This is a genomic window from Kitasatospora sp. NPDC050543, from assembly GCF_044457565.1.
Lineage (GTDB): Bacteria > Actinomycetota > Actinomycetes > Streptomycetales > Streptomycetaceae > Kitasatospora.
Genome location: NZ_JBITGZ010000022.1, coordinates 17,914 through 36,149 on the forward strand (window position 1 = coordinate 17,914; position 18,236 = coordinate 36,149).

Consider the following 18,236-nt stretch of genomic DNA (forward strand, 5'->3'; position numbering starts at 1 on the left):
GGGCGAAGCACGCGGAGGCAGGCCCGTCCGGTGGCATATTCCGGGTGAAATGCCCCGTGATCGGCGGATGCCCCTCCAGGATGGTCCGGACGGAGGGGATGCCGCTAGTCCATCCGGGCCGGTACGACTGGCCCGTCCGAGCACGTGCGCCACACCTGCCCCAGCAGCCCCGGGTGTGGCCCGGAACGCACGCCGGTCGGCGCACTGATACCCTGGTATCCCGTGGACTGGTGGGATCAAACGCCCCGGCCAGCCGACCGACGACCCCGCAGCAGCCTCTCCGGGCCCTGCGGAAGAGCACGCTCACAGAGCATCCGCTCCCCGTCGGCAGGCGAGCCGAAGGCCCTCCACCCGAGCCTCTTCGACACGCGACCCACGGGAGCCCCCTCTTGGCACAGCCCCATTCCGGCAAGGCATCGAACGGCCGCGCCGTGACGACCAAGCACCTCTTCGTCACCGGGGGTGTCGCGTCCTCGCTCGGCAAGGGCCTGACCGCCTCCAGCCTCGGCGCCCTGCTGAAGGCCCGCGGGCTGCGCGTGACGATGCAGAAGCTCGACCCGTACCTCAACGTGGACCCGGGCACCATGAACCCGTTCCAGCACGGTGAGGTCTTCGTCACCGACGACGGCGCCGAGACCGACCTGGACGTCGGCCACTACGAGCGGTTCCTGGACACCAACCTGCACGGCTCGGCGAACGTCACCACCGGCCAGGTGTACTCGACCGTCATCGCCAAGGAGCGCCGCGGCGAGTACCTGGGCGACACCGTCCAGGTCATCCCGCACATCACCAATGAGATCAAGTCCCGGATCCGCCGGATGGCGACCGACGACGTCGACGTGGTGATCACCGAGGTCGGCGGCACCGTCGGCGACATCGAGTCGCTGCCGTTCCTGGAGGCCGTCCGCCAGGTCCGCCACGAGGTCGGCCGGGACAACGTCTTCTTCGTGCACGTCTCCCTGCTGCCGTACATCGGCCCCTCGGGCGAGCTGAAGACCAAGCCCACCCAGCACTCGGTGGCCGCGCTGCGCAACATCGGCATCCAGCCCGACGCCATCGTGCTGCGCGCCGACCGTGAGGTGCCGCAGGCCATCAAGCGCAAGATCTCGCTGATGTGCGACGTGGACGAGGAGGCCGTGGTCGCGGCCATCGACGCCAAGTCGATCTACGACATCCCCAAGGTGCTGCACGGCGAGGGCCTGGACGCGTACGTGGTGCGCCGGCTGGACCTGCCCTTCCGCGACGTCGACTGGACCACCTGGGACGACCTGCTGCGCCGCGTCCACGAGCCGCAGCACATCGTCAAGGTCGCGCTGGTCGGCAAGTACATCGACCTCCCGGACGCCTACCTGTCCGTCACCGAGGCGCTGCGGGCCGGCGGGTTCGCCAACAACGCGCGCGTCGAGATCAAGTGGGTGACCTCGGACGACTGCGCCACGCCCGAGGGCGCCCAGGAGCAGCTCGGCGACGTGGACGCGATCTGCATCCCCGGCGGCTTCGGCGACCGCGGTGTGGACGGCAAGGTCTCCGCGATCACCTACGCCCGGGAGAACCGCATCCCGCTGCTGGGGCTCTGCCTCGGCCTGCAGTGCGTGGTCATCGAGGCCGCCCGCAACCTGGCCGGCCTGCCGGAGGCCAACTCCACCGAGTTCGACGCCGCCGCCAAGTACCCCGTCATCTCCACCATGGCCGAGCAGCTGGCCATCGTCGACGGCAAGGGCGACCTGGGCGGCACCATGCGCCTGGGCCTCTACCCGGCCAAGCTCGCGGAGGGCTCGATCGTCCGCGAGGTCTACGGCGGCGAGCAGTACGTCGAGGAGCGCCACCGCCACCGCTACGAGGTCAACAACGCCTACCGCGCGGACCTGGAGAAGACCGGCCTGCAGTTCTCGGGCCTGTCCCCCAAGGGCGACCTGGTCGAGTACGTCGAGTACCCGCGTGAGGTGCACCCCTACCTGGTGGCCACCCAGGCCCACCCGGAGCTGAAGAGCCGCCCGACCCGCCCGCACCCGCTGTTCGCGGGCCTGGTGGCGGCGGCCATCGAGATCAAGACCGCCCAGTAGGGCGGGACCGCTCCTCGGCAGAGCGGTCACCACGGACGGCGGCCACGCGAACGCGCGCGGCCGCCGTCCGTCGTCGCTCCCCGGCTGTCATAGGTTGGGACACACAGACAAGGGGAGTGAGATGACGGACGCAGTGCAGCGGGACGCGGGGCGGCAGATCCGGGACGAGGCGGAGCAGTGGCGGGTGCTCGCCACCGAGACCCCGTTCCAGGGCCGGGTCACCGGTGTACGCACCGACCAGGTGGAGATGCCCGACGGCTCCGTCGCCCGCCGCGACTACCAGACCCACCCCGGCTCGGTGTCCATCCTCGCCCTCGACGACCAGCAGCGGGTGCTGATCGTCCGCCAGTACCGCCACCCCGTCCGCCAGCGTCTGTGGGAGCTGCCCGCCGGGCTGCTGGACGTCCCGGGTGAGAACCCGCTGCACGCCGCCCAGCGTGAGCTGTACGAGGAGGCGCACTGCAAGGCCGGGCAGTGGCGGGTGCTGGTCGACTTCTACACCTCGCCCGGCGGCACCGACGAGGCACTGCGGCTCTTCCTCGCCACCGACCTCGCCGAGGTGGAGGGCGAGCGCTACGCCGCGCACGGCGAGGAGCTGGAGCTGGAGGTGGCCCGGGTGCCGCTGCCCGAGCTGGTCCGCCTCATTCTCGCGGGCGAGTTGCACAACCCCACGCTGATCACCGGCACGCTGGCCCTGCACGCCGCGCTCAACGGCGGCGGCGGGCTCGACGCGCTGCGCCCCGCCGACTCGCCCTGGCCCGCCCGCCCCTTCGACCTGGGCTGAGCCGGAACCCGGGCGGAGCGCCGACCAGGCGCGGCGGGGTTGATCCGCGGGAGTGATTTACCGGTTCGTACGACCGGATGTCATCCCGTGGTCGGCGCCCGATCGAACTACGCTTCGCAAACAGGGCCCATGACGGGCCGGCTCCGCTGAGTGACTGGTCGGGAGTGGCGCGGGTGGCGAGGAAGACGGCGACAGAAGCCGAAGGGCGCGCCGGCGTCGAGAGCGAGCAGCGACCAGCGGACGGCGGGGCGGCAGCCAGGGGAGCGGCGGACGCCGGAGCGGCGGACGGCGGAGTGACGGACGGCGGGGCGCCGACGGCCAACACGCGGCGGGCCGCGCGCTCCGCCGAAGCCGTGCCCGGGCGCCCGGTGGCGGGCGCCGGCCCGGGGCCGGCCGTCGAGAGCGCGGCCCCGGCCCTCGACCAGCTGCCCGCAGGGCCCAGGGTCTTCGCCGGCCGCCGCGCGGAGCTCGCCGCGCTGCGCGCCGCCGCGGCCCGCCGGGCCGACAGTCGCAGCCGCGTGGTGGTGCTCGCCGGGCGACCGGGCTCAGGCCGTACCACCCTTGCCGTCCGGTTCGCCGCCGAGATCGCGCCCCACTACCCCGACGGGGTCTTCTTCGCCCGCCTCTGCGCCCCCGACGGCGGCCGGGTGCCGGCCGGGCAGGTCGCCCGCCGGCTGCTGGAGCAGCTCGGCGCGGCCGGCGGCGCGGTGCTGCTGCCCGGGGGCGAGGAGGACGGCCGCGACGAGCCGGCCTGCGCGGGCCTGCGGGCGGCGCTGGCCGGGCGGCGGGTGCTGCTGGTCCTCGACGACGTACGGGACGCCGGGCAGCTGTGGCCGCTGCTCGCGGACGAACCGGGCTGCCTGGTGCTGGCGACCACGGCGGGTCCGCTGACCGGGATCGAGGACATCGACCCGGTCATCCTCGGGGGCCTTGAGCAGCAGGCCTCGGTGGGCCTGCTCGGCGACCTCGTCGGCGGGACGCGGATCAGCTGCGATCCGGTCGGCGGCGCGGACCTGGCCGAGGCGTGCGCCTCCCGGCCCGCCGCGCTGCGGCTGATGGCGGGCTGGCTGCGCAGCAGCCCCAAGGCCGCGGTCACGGACGCGGCGCGGGAGCTGGCGCTGATCACCGGCACGACGGGCGGCGGCACCGGCACCGGCATCGGCACAGGTCCGAGCGGCGGACGGTCGGCCGGGCGCGTGGAGCGCGGCGCCGAGCCGGAGGCCGAGGGGCGTACCGGCGCGAGCGCGAAGGGCCAGGCCCGCGGTGCTGGTGCCGGGGCCGGGGTCCGCACCGGGGCCCGGGCCGGGCAGCCGCCCGGCACCACCCCCGTGGCCGACGCTGCGAACGGCCCGGCCCCGGCCCCCGGCGGGACCGGGGGCCCCGGGACGACCGGCCCGGCCGGCGCGTGGGTACCGCCCGGGCCGGGCCCGGCGGAGCCCGTACCCGTACCCGACAACGACCCGCTGATCGGCGCGTTCACCCTTCTCTACGGCACGCTGTCACCCGCCCAGGCGCGGCTGCTGCGGGCCCTGACCCTCGCCCCGGCGCAGATCGCCGACGTCCGGACGGCCTCCGCGCTGGTCGGCTGCCCGGCGCCGGAGGCGCAGGCCGCGTTGCAGGCGCTGGCCGAGCGCGAGCTGCTCGGCGAGGAGCCGCCGGCCGCCGACGGCACGCCGCGCTACCGGGTGCCCGGGCGGCTCTACCCGCGCCTGGTCAAGCTGCGGGAGAGCACCGACCGGCCCGCCGAGGTCGAGCTCGCCCGGGCGCGGCTGCTGGAGCGCCTGGTCCGGCTGGTGGATTCGGCCCGGGCGCTGCTGGACCCGGCGGGCGGCCCGGGGCCCGAGCCGCTGCCGGGGCCGCTGCGGCTGCGCAGCGCCGACCAGGCCCGCCGATGGCTGCTGGGCGAGCGGGATCTGCTGCTGGGCGCGGTGGCCGACGCGATCGGCCACGGTGACCTGGACGGCTCAGCCGGCCGGCTGGTCACCGCGCTGCTGCGGGCCCTGCCACTGACCGGCGCCGCCGCCCCCGCCGACCTCTACCAGCTGCACGAGCTGGTGCTGCGGGTGGCCGAGCGCAACGCCGCGCCCCGGCGGGCGGCGGCCGCGCTGCTCAACCTCGGGGACCTCCAGGCGGCGGCCGGGCGCTGGGAGCGGGCCGCGAAGCGGTACCGGGCCGCGCTGGACCACGCCCGTGAGGCCGGGGACGAACCCGCCTGCGCGCGGGCGCTGGAGGGGCTGGCCGGGTGCCACCGGGCGCTCGGTGACGCGGTGCGCGCCGCCGATGCCTACGGCCGGGCGCTCGGCCTGCGCCAGAGCATGGCGGACCAGTCGGCCGAGGCCCGGCTGCTGGCCCGGATCGCCGAGGCACACACCGCCCAGCGCCGGTTCGAGGAGGCCGAGCGGGAGTACCGGGCGTCGCTGGCGGTGCTGCGCCGGCTGGGCGACGAGCGCGGGTACGCGGTGGTGGCCGAGGACCTGCGGCACCTGCGGGAACAGGTCGACGGCGGGTGGTAGACACCCTCTTCGGAGTAATGTCGTAGATGCCCATTTGGAGCGGCTTTGGCGGGGTGATCGAGGTGGAAGCCTACGAACCTGCCAATGCGTCCGGCGGATTTGTTCGCTTTGGAAGGCTGACAGGCCGCCTGGGCTTCATTACACTCAAAGCTAGTCGCGCAGCGAACTGTGCCCCGGCTCCCCCCGGAGGCTTCCCCCCGTGCGCGCCGCCCGCCGGTCTTCTCCGGTAGGGACCCCCATGGCAAGAGGACGTGTTTAGCCGTGAAGGTCGGCATCCCCCGCGAGGTCAAGAACCACGAGTACCGCGTGGCCATCACGCCTGCCGGTGTGCATGAGCTGGTCCGCAACGGACACGAGGTCTACATCGAGGACAACGCCGGTGTCGGCTCCTCGATCCCCAACGAGGAGTACGTGGCCGCCGGCGCCACCATCCTCCCCACCGCCGACGAGGTGTGGGCCACCGCCGACCTGCTGCTGAAGGTCAAGGAGCCCATCGCGCAGGAGTACCACCGTCTGCGCAAGGGCCAGACCCTCTTCACCTACCTCCACCTGGCGGCCGACCGCGCCGGCACCGAGGCCCTGGTCGCCTCCGGCACCACCGCGATCGCGTACGAGACCGTGCAGCTCGCCAACGGCGCCCTTCCGCTGCTCGCCCCGATGTCCGAGGTCGCGGGCCGGCTGGCCCCGCAGGTCGGTTCCTACCACCTGATGCGTCCGGCCGGCGGCCGCGGCACCCTGCCCGGCGGCGTGCCCGGCACCCACCCGGCGAAGTGCGTCGTCATCGGCGGCGGCGTCTCCGGCTGGCACGCGGCGACCATCGCGATCGGCATGGGCTACGACGTCACCCTGCTCGACCGTGACATCAACAAGCTGCGCGAGGCCGACAAGGTCTTCGGCACGAAGATCAAGGCCATCGCCTCCAACTCCTTCGAGCTGGAGAAGGCCGTCCTGGACGCCGACCTGGTGATCGGCGCCGTGCTGATCCCGGGCGCCAAGGCCCCCAAGCTGGTCACCAACGAGCTGGTCTCCCGGATGAAGCCGGGCTCCGTGCTCGTCGACATCGCGATCGACCAGGGCGGCTGCTTCGAGGACTCCCGCGCCACCACGCACGCCGAGCCGACCTTCCAGGTCCACAACTCGGTCTTCTACTGCGTGGCGAACATGCCGGGTGCCGTCCCGAACACCTCCACCTACGCGCTGACCAACGCCACGCTGCCCTACATCGTGGAGCTGGCCAACCGTGGCTGGAAGGAGGCGCTGCGTCGCGACCAGGCCCTGGCCAAGGGTCTGAACGTGCACGAGGGCCAGATCACCTACGGCGCCGTCGCCGAGGCCTTCGGTCTGCAGTCCATCTCGCTGGACAGCGTGCTCGCCTGACACCGGCTCAGCCCGGCCCGCCCCAGCTCGGGGCGGGCCGCAGGCCCCCGACCCGCTCCCCTCGGGCCGGGGGCTTCGGCATGCCCGCAGTCCGCCGGACGCGCCGCCGTCAATTTCTGTGGGTCACGTCACCCGACCACAGAAACGTTGGGGTCAACTGCCCGCCCATCCCTTGACAGCGGGTGGCCCGATAGTCGACACATCATGCCCACAACCGTGGATTGTGTTGCTGCGAACGCCTTGAACGGCCTAGAGTCGCAAACCGTCGGCATGCTGCCACGCTGACGAATCGACATAGAGTCCTGGATGCCCAAGGAGGTAAGACGACTTGTGAATGAGTCGACATTTGCTCCCGGGGGTGGTCAGCCAGGACTGGCGGAGCACGCCGCCGGACAGCCGAGTGAGGAGCCCGGGGCCCGGCAGGCCACCGTGGGCTCGGTCGAGGTCGGCTCGGTCGCGGTCCGTACCTTCGAGGCCCGCCAGAGCACCGCCGTCCAGCAGGCGTCCGCCTCCCACACCGCGCTGGGGGCCGACTACGACGCGGACCTGCCGGCCCACGGCCTGGCCTACGGCGAGTTCGCCTACGGCGCCTACGACGACCCGGACGCCGAGTACGAGCCCGACCCCGAGTACGCCGCCACGCTGGCCCCGGACGCCGCGCGCCAGCGCCGCGAGCGGGTCGGCCCCACCGGCCGCCCGCTGCCGTACTTCCCGATCCCCGCGCCGCTGGCCGAGCACGGCCCCGCGCAGATCATCGCCATGTGCAACCAGAAGGGCGGCGTCGGCAAGACCACGTCGACCATCAACCTGGGCGCGGCGCTCGCCGAGTACGGCCGCCGGGTCCTGCTGGTCGACTTCGACCCGCAGGGCGCGCTCTCGGTCGGCCTCGGGGTCAACCCGATGGAGCTCGACGTCACGGTCTACAACCTGCTCATGGAGCGGGGCCTGACGGCCGATGAGGTGCTGCTGAAGACCGCGGTGCCGGGGATGGACCTGCTGCCCTCCAACATCGACCTGTCGGCCGCCGAGGTGCAGCTGGTCAGCGAGGTGGCGCGGGAGTCCGCACTGGCGCGGGCGCTGAAGCCGCTGCTGCCGGACTACGACTACGTCATCATCGACTGCCAGCCCTCGCTGGGTCTGCTGACGGTCAATGCCCTGACGGCCGCTCACAGCGTCATCGTCCCGCTGGAGTGCGAGTTCTTCGCGCTGCGCGGGGTCGCGCTGCTCACCGAGACCATCGAGAAGGTCTGCGAACGGCTCAACCCCGACCTGCGCCTGGACGGCATCCTGGCCACCATGTACGACTCCCGTACGGTGCACAGCCGCGAGGTGCTCGCCCGCGTGGTCGAGGCCTTCGGCGACCACGTCTTCCACACCGTCATCGGCCGTACCGTGCGCTTCCCGGAGACCACCGTCGCCGGGGAGCCGATCACCACGTACGCGACCAACTCGGTCGGTGCCGCCGCCTATCGCCAGCTCGCCAGGGAGGTGCTCGACCGGTGCCGCCCCGCCGAGTGAGTCTCCCGGGGGCCGACGAGCTGTTCCGGACCACGGGCGGGATGGCGCTGTCGCCCTCCCTCGCGCGTCCGGCCGAGGCGCCCCGAGCGGAGACCCCACGGGCCGTCAACGGCACCGAGGAGGCGGAGCGGGCCGCGCGCGCGGACCGCTCCGAGGCGGAGCAGCGCACCGGCGCCTCCGCCACCGTCCCCGCCCCGGCCTCCGGCCAGGGCGGCGGCCAGCCGGCCGCCCGGCACGGCGCACCGGAGGACCAGCCCGGCGCGGGTGACCCCGCCGCCAGGCGCGCCCGGCCGCGTGGCCGAGCCCCGCGGCGCCCCAGCGGCCGTGAGCGGCACGACGAGAAGATCACCGTGTACGTCTCCGCCGAGGAACTGATGGACCTTGAGCACACCCGCCTGGTGCTGCGCGGTGAGCACGGCCTGGCCGTGGACCGGGGCCGGATCGTCCGGGAGGCCATCGCGGTCGTCCTGGCGGACCTGGAGCAGCGCGGCGAGGCCAGCATCCTGGTCCGGCGGCTGCGCGGCCGCTGAGGGTCCGCCCGGGCAGGGCCCGCGCCGGGCGCACGCGGCGGCGCCCCGGGCGTGCCTGAGGGCGCACGGGGACGCTGAGGGCGCACCGCGCACGCTGAGGCGCACCGCGAACGTTGAGGGTCTGCGCGGCCGGCCGCGCCCCGGGCGGGCCGCCGAGGCCGTGCCGCCGGACTGCGGGCCCATCGAGGCCGCTCCAGGCCGCCCGACGGCGTTGCGAGCCTGCTGAGGCGGCGTGTCGCCGCCCCCGCGGGGGGTGGTGCGGCCGGTGCGGGTGAAGATGGACCGTCATGCCCAGCAGCCCCGGAACCCCAGGCGCCGCCGAGGCTGCCGGCAGGCAGCGCGGCGGCTTCCAGGTGCGGCTGGAGAACTTCGAGGGCCCCTTCGACCTGCTGCTCGGCCTGATCGCCAAGCACAAGCTGGATGTGACGGAGGTCGCGCTCTCCCGGGTCACCGACGAGTTCGTCGCCCACATCCGCGCGATGGGCCCGGACTGGGACCTGGACGCCGCCACCGAGTTCCTGGTCGTCGCCGCCACCCTGCTCGACCTCAAGGCCGCCCGGCTGCTGCCCGCGGCCGAGGTCGCGGACGAGGAGGACCTCGCCCTGCTGGAGGCCCGGGACCTGCTCTTCGCCCGGCTGCTGCAGTACCGCGCCTACAAGCGGGCGGCGGCGGTGTTCGGCGAGCGCTGGGCCGCCGAGCTGCTGCGGCACCCGCGCGCCGTCGGACTGGAGCCGCAGCACGCGCAGCTGCTGCCCGAGGTCGTCATCAGCATCGGCACGCGGGCCTTCGCCGAGCTCGCCGCCAAGGCGATGGCCCCGAGGCCCGAGCCCGTGGTCTACGTCGACCACATCCACACCCCGCCGGTGAGCGTGCGGGAGCAGGCCGCGCTGGTGGTCGAGCTGCTCGGCTCGCTCGGCGAGGCGACCTTCCAGCAGCTGGTGGCGGACGCTCCGGACAACCTGGTGGTGGTCGCCCGCTTCCTGGCGCTGCTGGAGCTGTACCGGGAGCGGGTGCTGGAGTTCGAGCAGCCGCAGGCGCTGGGCGAGCTGCTGGTGCGGTGGGTGGCCGGGGAGGACGGGCGCAGCGTCGAGGTGACGGACGAGTTCGACCAGCAGGACGGAGACCCGCGATGACCACGCCCGAGGAGCACCCCCGGCCGCCGATCCCCGGCCCGGCCTCCGAGCCGCCCTCCGAGCCGTTCTCCGGGCCGTTGTCCGGTCCGAAGCCGCGCAGGCGCCCCCTGGGCCTCCCCGGCCGGCCGCCCGAGGCCCGGTGGCCCGGGTCGGCTGCGGACCCGGTGGCGCCCCCGCGCACGCCCGTCACGGTGCTCCGGGCGCCCGAGACGCTCCCGCCGGCGCGCACCGGCGCACAGCCACCCCGCCGGGACGAGAGCCGGGACGAGCCCCGGCAGCAGGGCCCGGACGCGGCGCAGGCGCCCGTACGGCCCGAGCCCGTCGCGCTCCTGGTGCACCAGAAGTCGGCCGGTCCGACTTCCCGCTCCGGTGAGGGTGAGGTTGAGGGAGGCGGTGGCGGTGATGGTGAGGTTGAGGGTGGGGGCGGCGGGGGAGCGGCCGGCGTCACGCTGAAGGCGGGGCTGGAGGCGATCCTGATGGTCGTCGACGAACCGGCCGCCGAGGCGCAGCTGGCGGCGGTGCTGGAACGGCCCCGCGCCGAGGTGGCGGCCGCACTGCGGGAGCTGGCGGCGCAGTACACGGCACAGGGGCGCGGGTTCGACCTGCGGCTGGTGGCCGGCGGCTGGCGGTTCTACAGCCGGGAGGACTGCGCGGAGGTGGTCGAGCGGTTCGTGCTGGACGGCCAGCGGGCCCGTCTGACGCAGGCCGCACTGGAGACGCTGGCGGTCGTCGCATACCGGCAGCCGGTGTCCAGATCGCGGGTATCGGCCGTCCGTGGTGTGAACTGCGACGGTGTGATGCGTACCCTGGTACAGCGAGGACTGGTGGAAGAGACCGGGTCCGAGCCCGAAACAGGTGCGATCCTGTATCGGACGACGAGCTACTTCCTGGAACGGATGGGGCTCCGCGGCTTGGACGAGCTGCCGGAGCTCGCGCCCTTCCTGCCTGAGGTCGACGACGTGGAAGCGGAGTCCCTGGAAGGCACGATGATCGCGGAGGCGGTCGCCGCCGCTGCCGCGCACACCGCGGACGGCAGCGGAGAGACCGGTCGGGCCGTGCCTGATCGGTAGGGGGCAGTGAGGTCGGCCGAAACGACTTGCACATCCCAGACGGAATCGACGTACGGACTTTTTGATGCGTAGCAGTGGCAACGGCAGGAACAGCAGCGGCGGCGGCAGCGGTCGTGGCGGACAGGGCGGGGGCCGGGGCGGCAGCTCCTTCGGGGGTGGCGGCGGTTCCTACGGCGGCGGCCGGGGCGGCCAGCAGGGCGGTGGCCAGGGCGGCCGCGGGGGCTCGTCCTCGCGCGGCGGCTCGGGCTCGTCCGGTGGCGGCTCGTACAGTGGCGGCCGTGGCGGCCAGGGCGGTGGTGGCTCGTACAGCGGCGGCCGTGGTGGCCAGGGCGGCGGCGGTTCGTACAGTGGCGGCCGTGGTGGCCAGGGCGGCGGGGGCTCGTACAGCGGCGGCCGTGGTGGCCAGGGCGGCGGGGGCTCGTACGACCGCCGGGACGACCGCAGGAGCGACCGGCGCGACGACCGCCCGCAGTACCCGGACCGTCCGCTGCGCCCCGAGGAGCGCCGCTACGACCGCCCCGAGTTCGGCGGCGGCCCCAACGCCACCCCGAGCCGTGGCGGCTACGCCGCTCGCCGCCCGTCGCCGGCCCCGCGCCCGCGCCGTGAGGGCCAGGGCGCCCCGGGTGACCCGCGCCGCCAGCCGCAGCGTTCGCGCGAGCTCCAGGCCAAGATCGAGGACGCCGTCCTCGCCCGGCACGACAAGCCGGCCGTCAAGCTCCCCAAGACCTTCGGCGAGCCCGAGGGCGAGCGCCTGCAGAAGGTGCTGGCGCGCGCCGGCATCGGCAGCCGCCGGGCCTGCGAGGAGCTGATCGAGCAGGGCCGGGTCGAGGTCAACGGCCAGCGCGTCACCGAGCAGGGCAAGCGGGTGGACCCGGAGAACGACGAGATCAAGGTGGACGGCCTGACCGTCGCCACCCAGTCGTACCTGTTCTTCGCGCTGAACAAGCCGGCCGGCGTCGTCTCCACCATGGAGGACCCCGACGGCCGCCAGTGCCTGGGCGACTACGTGACCAACCGGGAGACCCGGCTGTTCCACGTCGGCCGCCTGGACACCGAGACCGAGGGCATCATCCTGCTCACCAACCACGGTGAGCTGGCCCACCGGCTGACCCACCCGCGCTACGGCGTGACCAAGACCTACCTGGCCGCCATCCAGGGCCCGATCCCGCGTGACCTGGGCAAGCAGCTGGCCAAGGGCATCGAGCTGGAGGACGGCTTCGCCCGTGCCGACAGCTTCAAGGTGGTCTCGAACGTCGGCAAGAACTACCTGGTCGAGGTGACCCTGCACGAGGGCCGCAAGCACATCGTGCGCCGGATGCTCTCCGAGGCGGGCTTCCCGGTGGAGAAGCTGGTCCGGACCCACTTCGGGCCGATCGCCCTGGGCGACCAGAAGTCGGGCTGGCTGCGCCGCCTGACCAACCCGGAGGTCGGCCAGCTCATGCGCGAGGTCGGTCTGTAATACCAGCTGATGAGGGCCTCCCCGCCGAACGGCGGGGAGGCCCTCACGTCTGTCGGGTGGAGTGCTGTGAGCCTGACCGCACCGCCTTGTCAGCGCGCTGATCCGTGGCAGAGGATTGCCACCGGAGAACGTCTCGCGAGTTGGCGGGACTGCGCCAGAACGAGAAGGCGCATGGTGAAGGGGGTAGCAGAGTCGTGTCCGAAGCACTCAGCGCGCTGGGACTGGCCGAGCCGGACGGGCGGGTCTACGCGGCGCTGGTGGCCAGCCCGCAGTCGACCGCCGAGGACCTGGCGGGCGCGTGTGGGCTGACGCTCCAGCAGAGCGGCAGGGCCCTGGACCGATTGGCCCAGCACGGCATGGCCACCCGGGCACCGGTGGACCGCCAGCGCTTCCTGCCGGTCGCCCCCGACGTCGCCATCGGCACCCTGATCGGCCACCGCGAGTCCGAGCTGCGCCACGCCCGCGCCGAGATGCACCGGCTGATGGACGCGTTCCGCGAGGCCTCCCGCTACACCGACCCCGCCCACTCGGTGGAGGTGCTGACCGGCGGTGAGGCGATCGCCCAGCGGCTGGAGCACATCACCGAGACCAGCCAGTACCAGGTCCGCGGCTTCGACTGCCCGCCCTACATCCAGGACCCGGTGTCGGACATCCCGGTCCAGCGCCGGCGGATGAAGGAGGGGCTGCACTTCCGGACGATCTACGACCGGGAGGCGGTGGCCTGGCCCGGCCGGCTGGAGAAGGACATCCTGCCCGGCGTGGAGGACGGCGAGGAGGCCCGGGTGCGGCCCGTCCTCCCGATGAAGATGATCATGTCGGACGACCGGATGGCGATCGTCCCGATCAGCGTCGGTGACAGCGTCCTGGACGCCGCCTACGTGATCCACCCCTCCGCCCTGCTCCAGGCGCTGGACACGCTCTTCGAGGCGGAGTGGGAGCGCGCCGTCCAGCTTCAGGCGGCGATCGGCAGCGGGGACGGCTCGCTGGAGCCCGAAGCCGACCATCGCAAGTTGCTCGGGCTGCTCGCAGCCGGCCTCACCGACGAGTCGATCGCCCGCTCGCTCGGCTGGAGCGCCCGGACCACCCAGCGCCGGCTGCAGAGCCTGATGCGCGAGCTCGGCGCCACCACCCGCTTCCAGGCGGGCATGGCGGCCCGGGAGCGGGGCTGGCTCTAGCCGGCCGGCCGCGCGCGCCCTCGGTTCCCCGGGTGCCTCGGCTGCCTCGGCTCCGTCAGTCGCCGCGGCTGCCTCAGCTCCACGGCGACAGGGCCGCCCAGCGGCCGTCCGGGCCGCGCTCGACCTTCTCCAGGCCGACCACCGCGGTGCGGTTCAGCCGCCCGTAGATGTGGGGGAACAGCACCCCCGGCGTGGCACCGGGCGGCGGGGCGCCGTGCGGTGCCTCCCACTTGACCATCGGCTCCACCAGTGCCTCCTCGATCAGCAGCGCCATCAGCGGTTCGCGGGCGGTGGCGTAGTAGGCGTTGGCGACCGCCAGCAACGTCTGCTCGTCGGCCGAGCAGTGGATGAACCCGTCGGTCAGCAGCGAGGCGGTGGCGTACGGCCGCCCCGGGTCGGCGAGCCAGTCGTCCAGGGGAGTGAGGTGCAGGATCATGCTCCTTTTGTACCTGACCGGCTGTCACGGCGCGGTGCCGCGGCGCTGGGGTCGCAGGCGGGTCGGCGGGCGACGGTTCAGTGCCCGGGCTGCACGGCGGGGGTCGGCCCGTAGCGGTATCGCCCCGGGGGGCGATACCGGGCGCGGCACCCGCGCCTGGGCGCGGCACCCTCGCTCAGCGGCGGGGGTTCACAGTCCCGCCACCTTCGCCGAGGCCGAGACCTCGTACACCAGCGTGAGCGTCCGCCGGGCACCCGGGGCGAGCGCGAGGTCCCACCGGACGATGCCCTCGGCGTCGACGGCGTCCGGGGCGGGCGAGCACTCCTCCTTGCGCAGCCGCACCTCCACCGCCGACACCTCGGAGACCGGGACGCGCTCGCGCACCACGACCACCTGCTCGTCCCGCTCCTCCGGCCCGGAGAAGCGCGAGACGTACAGCCGGACGGTACGCGTGGTGACGGTGCGCTGGGTGAGGCCGGTGGTGGCGGTGTGCTCCCCGGTCTCGCGGACCACCCGGTAGCCGTCCGAGCTGCCGAACGCCAGCTCGGCGTCGGCACCGGCGGCGGTGAAGCGCAGTTCGCCGCGCCCGGTGAAGCCACTGCCGCGCACCAGCTCCACCGGCCCCGCCAGCAGCGCGTGCCCGGCGCCGTTGCGGAACCGCACCACCTGGGTGACCAGCGGCGACAGCTCGGGCGCGCAGGCGTACTCGCTGCTCGCCGAGGTGCTGAAGGCGCCCAGCGGCACCCGGTGGGCCCGGCCGTCGGAGGGGATCGTCGCCGGGGCGGGCGCGGGCAGCACCCGCACCTCACCGCCGTCGTCCACGCCCGGGACGGCGGCCGAGGGCCCGAGCGTGCTGACCGCCTCCTCGCGCAGCTCGACCTCGACCGTGCGGCGCTCCTCGGCGCTGCGCTCGCGCAGCGAGAGCCGGTCCTCGGTGAGCGAGGGCGGCTCGGTGGCGAGCGCGGAGCGGGCGGTGGAGAGCGTCAGCCGTACGCCCTGCCAGTCCTCGCCGGTGCGCTGCCAGACCACCGCCTCCGATTCCAGTCGCAGCGCGCCGTCCGCCAGCGTCGCGCGGTAGGAGGGCCGCCACAGCGCGCACGGGACGAGATGGCTGACGGTCAGCCGGGCCGGCCCCGCCGTCGCCGCCTCGACGGTGACCTCCAGGTGGGCGGTCAGCTCGGCCGGCTCCTCCTCGGCCAGTGCCAGGGCGGCGTCGGCCTGCTCGCGCTCGGCCCCCAGCGTGCGCAGCCGGGAGTGCACCACGCGCAGCTCCTCGCCGTAGCGCTCGCGTTCGGTGTCCACCCGGTCCAGTTCGCGAGCCCAGCGGGCCCGTTCGATCTCGCCCCGGCCGGCGCCCTCGCCGATCTCCCGCAGCAGGTCGGCCGCCAGCTGGGCGAGCAGCGCCAGCCGGGCATCGAGCCGGCCGCGCTCGCGGCCGAGCTCCTCCAGCAGCTCGTCCAGTTCGTGTACTCGCCGGCGCAGCTCGGAGTCCTCCGGGCCGGGTGGCAGCGGCGCGCGCGGGGTCCAGGCGCGCACCACCCGGGCATCCAGGACGCGCACGCCTGGGCGGTCGCACTCGGCGCGCAGGGTCCGGTCGACGGCCAGCGCGGTGAGCGGGCCCAGTCGCAGCCGCTGCACACCGGCGGCGAGTTCGACCCGGGCGGTGCGCTCCAGCTGGCTGCGGTCCTCCAGGCAGGTGACCGCCGTGACCGGGAGCGGAATGGTGCTGGGCATGGGTCAGTTCCTCCGGTTTCCGCCGACGATGGCCTTGCCGGCCGGGATGCGGATCTCGTAGCCGCCGTCGAGCTCGGCCCGGCCGCCGGCCGGCAGCTCGACCCGCCACAGGCGGGTGCCGGGCGGGCAGTCCGGTGTGGGCTCCCCGGGCGCCAGCCAGCCGCCGGTACGCTCCTCGATCCTGATCTCGGCCTCGGAGGCGACCGGGACACGCTCGCGGACCTCCACGGTGACCGGGTGGCCGAGCCGGTTGGCGAGCTCCACGTGCACCCGGTGGTCGAGCACGGTGGTGTTGTTGAGCATCCCCGCGGTGGACTCGCGCAGCTCGGTGCGGCGGGCCACCTCGATGCTCTCGGTCACACCGAGGCCCAGGCGGCGGGTGCCGCCGGGGGCGAGCGTGGCCAGCGCGGCGGTGAGCAGGAAGTCCCCGTCCACCGTCACCTCCACCGGGCCGGCCAGCAGCGCCCGGGTGGTGTCGTTGGCGAGCACCAGGGTGCCGTACACCCGCTCCTCGACGGACGGGACGCAGACGTACTCCGGCCGCAGGCTCACCGGGATCTCGCCGACCGTGACGGTGTGCCAGGTGCCGTCGGAGGGGATGTCGGCGGGCGCCGCGGCGTCGAAGCGGTGGTCGAAGGAGCCGGCCGAGCGGCGCGGCGGGACGGCGTGCGCGGGCAGCGGCAGCGCGGCGACCACCTGGCCGGCCAGGGCGGCCGCACCGGACGGGCCGTACGGGTCGGAGGGGCCGGAGGAGCCGTACGGGCTCCCGGGGGCGGCCGGGTGCAGCCGGCCCCGGCGGGCGGCGGACTCACCCGGGCCGGCCAGGGTCAGCGCGGGGTAGTCGAGCAGCGCCGCGTCGGGCACCGGCGGGCCGGCGGGCGGCGCGGGCCTGGCACCCTCCGGCGCGCCCCCGAAGCCGGCGCCCCGAGGGGCGGCCATCCGGGCTGCGGCCATCGGCGCGGCGGCCGCCTGCGGGGCGGGCGCGCCCCCCGGCGCGGGCGGCGGAGCGCCGTACCCCGCGAACGAGCGCAGTCCGCCGGGCGGCGCGGGCATCGGGGGCCGGGGGACGGAGGGCGGCGCGGGGGGCGAGGCCAGCATCCAGTCCTCGCTCGCTCCGCCACCGTCGGGCAGGGCGCCGCCGGCGCGTCCGCCCGCCCCGGCGAGCGGACGGAGTGCGCGCTCCGGGCGCGGGCCGGCGGCCTCGTAGCCCGTGAAGAGGTCGGCCAGGCCGCTCGGCGGCTCCCGCCAGCCCGAGGGCGGCGGGGCCGGCTGGCTGCGGCCGATCCGCAGCGAACGCAGGCGGGGCAGATCGGTGCGGCGCTCCAGGTCGGCGCTGGAGAGCGCGAGCCGCACGCCCGTCCAGTCCTCGCCGGTCTGCTGCGCCACCGAGGCCCGCAGGACGAGGCTGCCGGTGTCGGACCCCTGGCGGTAGGCGAGCCGGTACCCGGGTACCCAGCGCGCGCCGGGGACGCCGTACTCCAGCTCGATCTCCAGGCGGGCGCCGGGGTGCGGTGCGGGTTGCGACGCGGGTGGTGCGTCCTGGGGCGATTCCGGCCCGGCGGCCGGTCCGACGAGGGTCAGCAGGACGGTCGCGGTGGTCTCCACCGGCTCCGCCGACCCGGCGGTGGACGCGCGTTCGAGCTGCTCGGTGAGCACCTCGGTCTCGTGCTCGGCTAGCCGCAGCTGCCTGGCAAGCTCCCCGGCCCGGCTCTGCAACCCGGCGAGGCGCTCGTCGACGAAGTCCGCGAGCTCCAGCCAGGCATCCGCCGGCGTCCGACGGTGCGGCTCCTCGCGCCTGCGCGGCGGGGGGACGGCCCGCAGAGCGGCCGTCTCCTCGATCCGGGCCGCCGCCCGCCGGTGGCGCTCGCGCAGGGCGCTCTCCCGCTCCCGCGCCTCGTCCACGCGCCGGCGCAGCTCGGGCAGCTCGTCGGCGGTGCGCAGCTCGGCCACGGGCTCCAGCCGGGCCTCGGTGACGCTCCAGCCGGTGGCCCCGCCGACCACTCTGGCGCGCAGCGATCTGCCGTCCAGCACCCGCGGCAGCCCGGTCAGCCGTACCCGGCCGTCCGGTGGGACGGGCCCGTCGGCCCGTCGTCGGCACACCGCCCCCGCGGCGTACACCACCACGGAGTCGAGTGCCGACCCCCAGCTCTGGACCGTGCCGCTCTGGACCGCCTCAGCCGTCACCCCGATAGCCCCTTCGTCCGTGCCGGTGCCCGGCGCCTGTCCGGGCGCCCAGTCTGCCGCCCGCCGGGCGTGCTGTCCCCGGATTTCCGCCGCTCCGGGCGTGTGCCGTCTGGGACGGCCGCCGCACTCGCTCCGGTTCCGGGCCCGGCGCGGCCCGTGCGGTCCCGTACGGGCCGGGTGCGCCCCCGGCCCGACCGGTGTCCGTACGGGCCGGGTACGTCCCCGGGGCCGCCCCCGCCGGACCTCGCCGGGGGCGGCCC

At 74.8% G+C, this 18,236-nt stretch carries 13 protein-coding genes; 10 read left to right on the forward strand and 3 right to left on the reverse strand.

The features are described 5' to 3' along the window. Positions 1 to 389 precede the first annotated feature (389 nt). The 10 genes from ACIBH3_RS24555 (at position 390) to ACIBH3_RS24600 (ending at position 13,622) form a co-directional block, all read left to right on the forward strand. Positions 390 to 2,063 carry a CTP synthase gene (locus ACIBH3_RS24555; RefSeq protein ID WP_396314214.1) on the forward strand — a complete coding sequence of 558 codons (1,674 nt, stop codon included), beginning with the start codon at positions 390 to 392 and terminating at the stop codon, positions 2,061 to 2,063. 121 nt (positions 2,064 to 2,184) lie between these two features. Continuing rightward, the gene (locus tag ACIBH3_RS24560; protein ID WP_396314215.1) at positions 2,185 to 2,847 is read left to right on the forward strand and encodes an NUDIX domain-containing protein; all 663 of its coding nucleotides are present in this window, start codon (positions 2,185 to 2,187) and stop codon (positions 2,845 to 2,847) included. 173 nt (positions 2,848 to 3,020) lie between these two features. After that, the gene (locus ACIBH3_RS24565; protein WP_396314216.1) at positions 3,021 to 5,360 is read left to right on the forward strand and encodes a tetratricopeptide repeat protein; all 2,340 of its coding nucleotides are present in this window, start codon (positions 3,021 to 3,023) and stop codon (positions 5,358 to 5,360) included. Positions 5,361 to 5,621: 261 nt separating this feature from the next. Further along, positions 5,622 to 6,737, forward strand: a complete 1,116-nt coding sequence (gene ald, locus ACIBH3_RS24570) for an alanine dehydrogenase (protein WP_396314217.1) — start codon at positions 5,622 to 5,624, stop codon at positions 6,735 to 6,737. 330 nt (positions 6,738 to 7,067) lie between these two features. Continuing rightward, a complete protein-coding gene (locus tag ACIBH3_RS24575; RefSeq protein WP_396314218.1) occupies positions 7,068 to 8,255 on the forward strand; it encodes a ParA family protein in 1,188 nt (395 codons plus the stop codon). Next, positions 8,252 to 8,785 carry a hypothetical protein gene (locus ACIBH3_RS24580; protein WP_396314219.1) on the forward strand — a complete coding sequence of 178 codons (534 nt, stop codon included), beginning with the start codon at positions 8,252 to 8,254 and terminating at the stop codon, positions 8,783 to 8,785. The genes ACIBH3_RS24575 and ACIBH3_RS24580 overlap by 4 nt, the downstream gene beginning before the upstream one ends. A 287-nt stretch (positions 8,786 to 9,072) precedes the next feature. Beyond that, the gene (locus ACIBH3_RS24585) at positions 9,073 to 9,918 is read left to right on the forward strand and encodes a segregation and condensation protein A (protein ID WP_396314220.1); all 846 of its coding nucleotides are present in this window, start codon (positions 9,073 to 9,075) and stop codon (positions 9,916 to 9,918) included. Positions 9,919 to 10,394: 476 nt separating this feature from the next. Continuing rightward, on the forward strand, positions 10,395 to 10,988 hold the full coding sequence (scpB, locus tag ACIBH3_RS24590; protein ID WP_396314312.1) for an SMC-Scp complex subunit ScpB: 594 nt from the start codon (positions 10,395 to 10,397) through the stop codon (positions 10,986 to 10,988). 64 nt (positions 10,989 to 11,052) lie between these two features. Next, the gene (locus tag ACIBH3_RS24595) at positions 11,053 to 12,447 is read left to right on the forward strand and encodes a pseudouridine synthase (protein ID WP_396314221.1); all 1,395 of its coding nucleotides are present in this window, start codon (positions 11,053 to 11,055) and stop codon (positions 12,445 to 12,447) included. A 194-nt stretch (positions 12,448 to 12,641) separates the two neighbouring features. Then, positions 12,642 to 13,622, forward strand: coding sequence for a helix-turn-helix domain-containing protein (locus ACIBH3_RS24600; RefSeq protein ID WP_396314222.1), 981 nt, complete (start codon positions 12,642 to 12,644; stop codon positions 13,620 to 13,622). A 73-nt stretch (positions 13,623 to 13,695) separates the two neighbouring features. On the opposite strand, the gene ACIBH3_RS24605 is transcribed toward ACIBH3_RS24600, so the two are convergent. The 3 genes from ACIBH3_RS24605 to ACIBH3_RS24615 form a co-directional block, all read right to left on the reverse strand. Beyond that, positions 13,696 to 14,058, reverse strand: a complete 363-nt coding sequence (locus ACIBH3_RS24605) for a DUF952 domain-containing protein (protein WP_396314223.1) — start codon at positions 14,056 to 14,058, stop codon at positions 13,696 to 13,698. Between the two features lie 189 nt (positions 14,059 to 14,247). Then, positions 14,248 to 15,792, reverse strand: a complete 1,545-nt coding sequence (locus tag ACIBH3_RS24610; RefSeq protein ID WP_396314224.1) for a mucoidy inhibitor MuiA family protein — start codon at positions 15,790 to 15,792, stop codon at positions 14,248 to 14,250. A 3-nt stretch (positions 15,793 to 15,795) separates the two neighbouring features. Continuing rightward, on the reverse strand, positions 15,796 to 17,976 hold the full coding sequence (locus tag ACIBH3_RS24615) for a DUF4139 domain-containing protein (RefSeq protein WP_396314225.1): 2,181 nt from the start codon (positions 17,974 to 17,976) through the stop codon (positions 15,796 to 15,798). Positions 17,977 to 18,236: the final 260 nt, after the last annotated feature.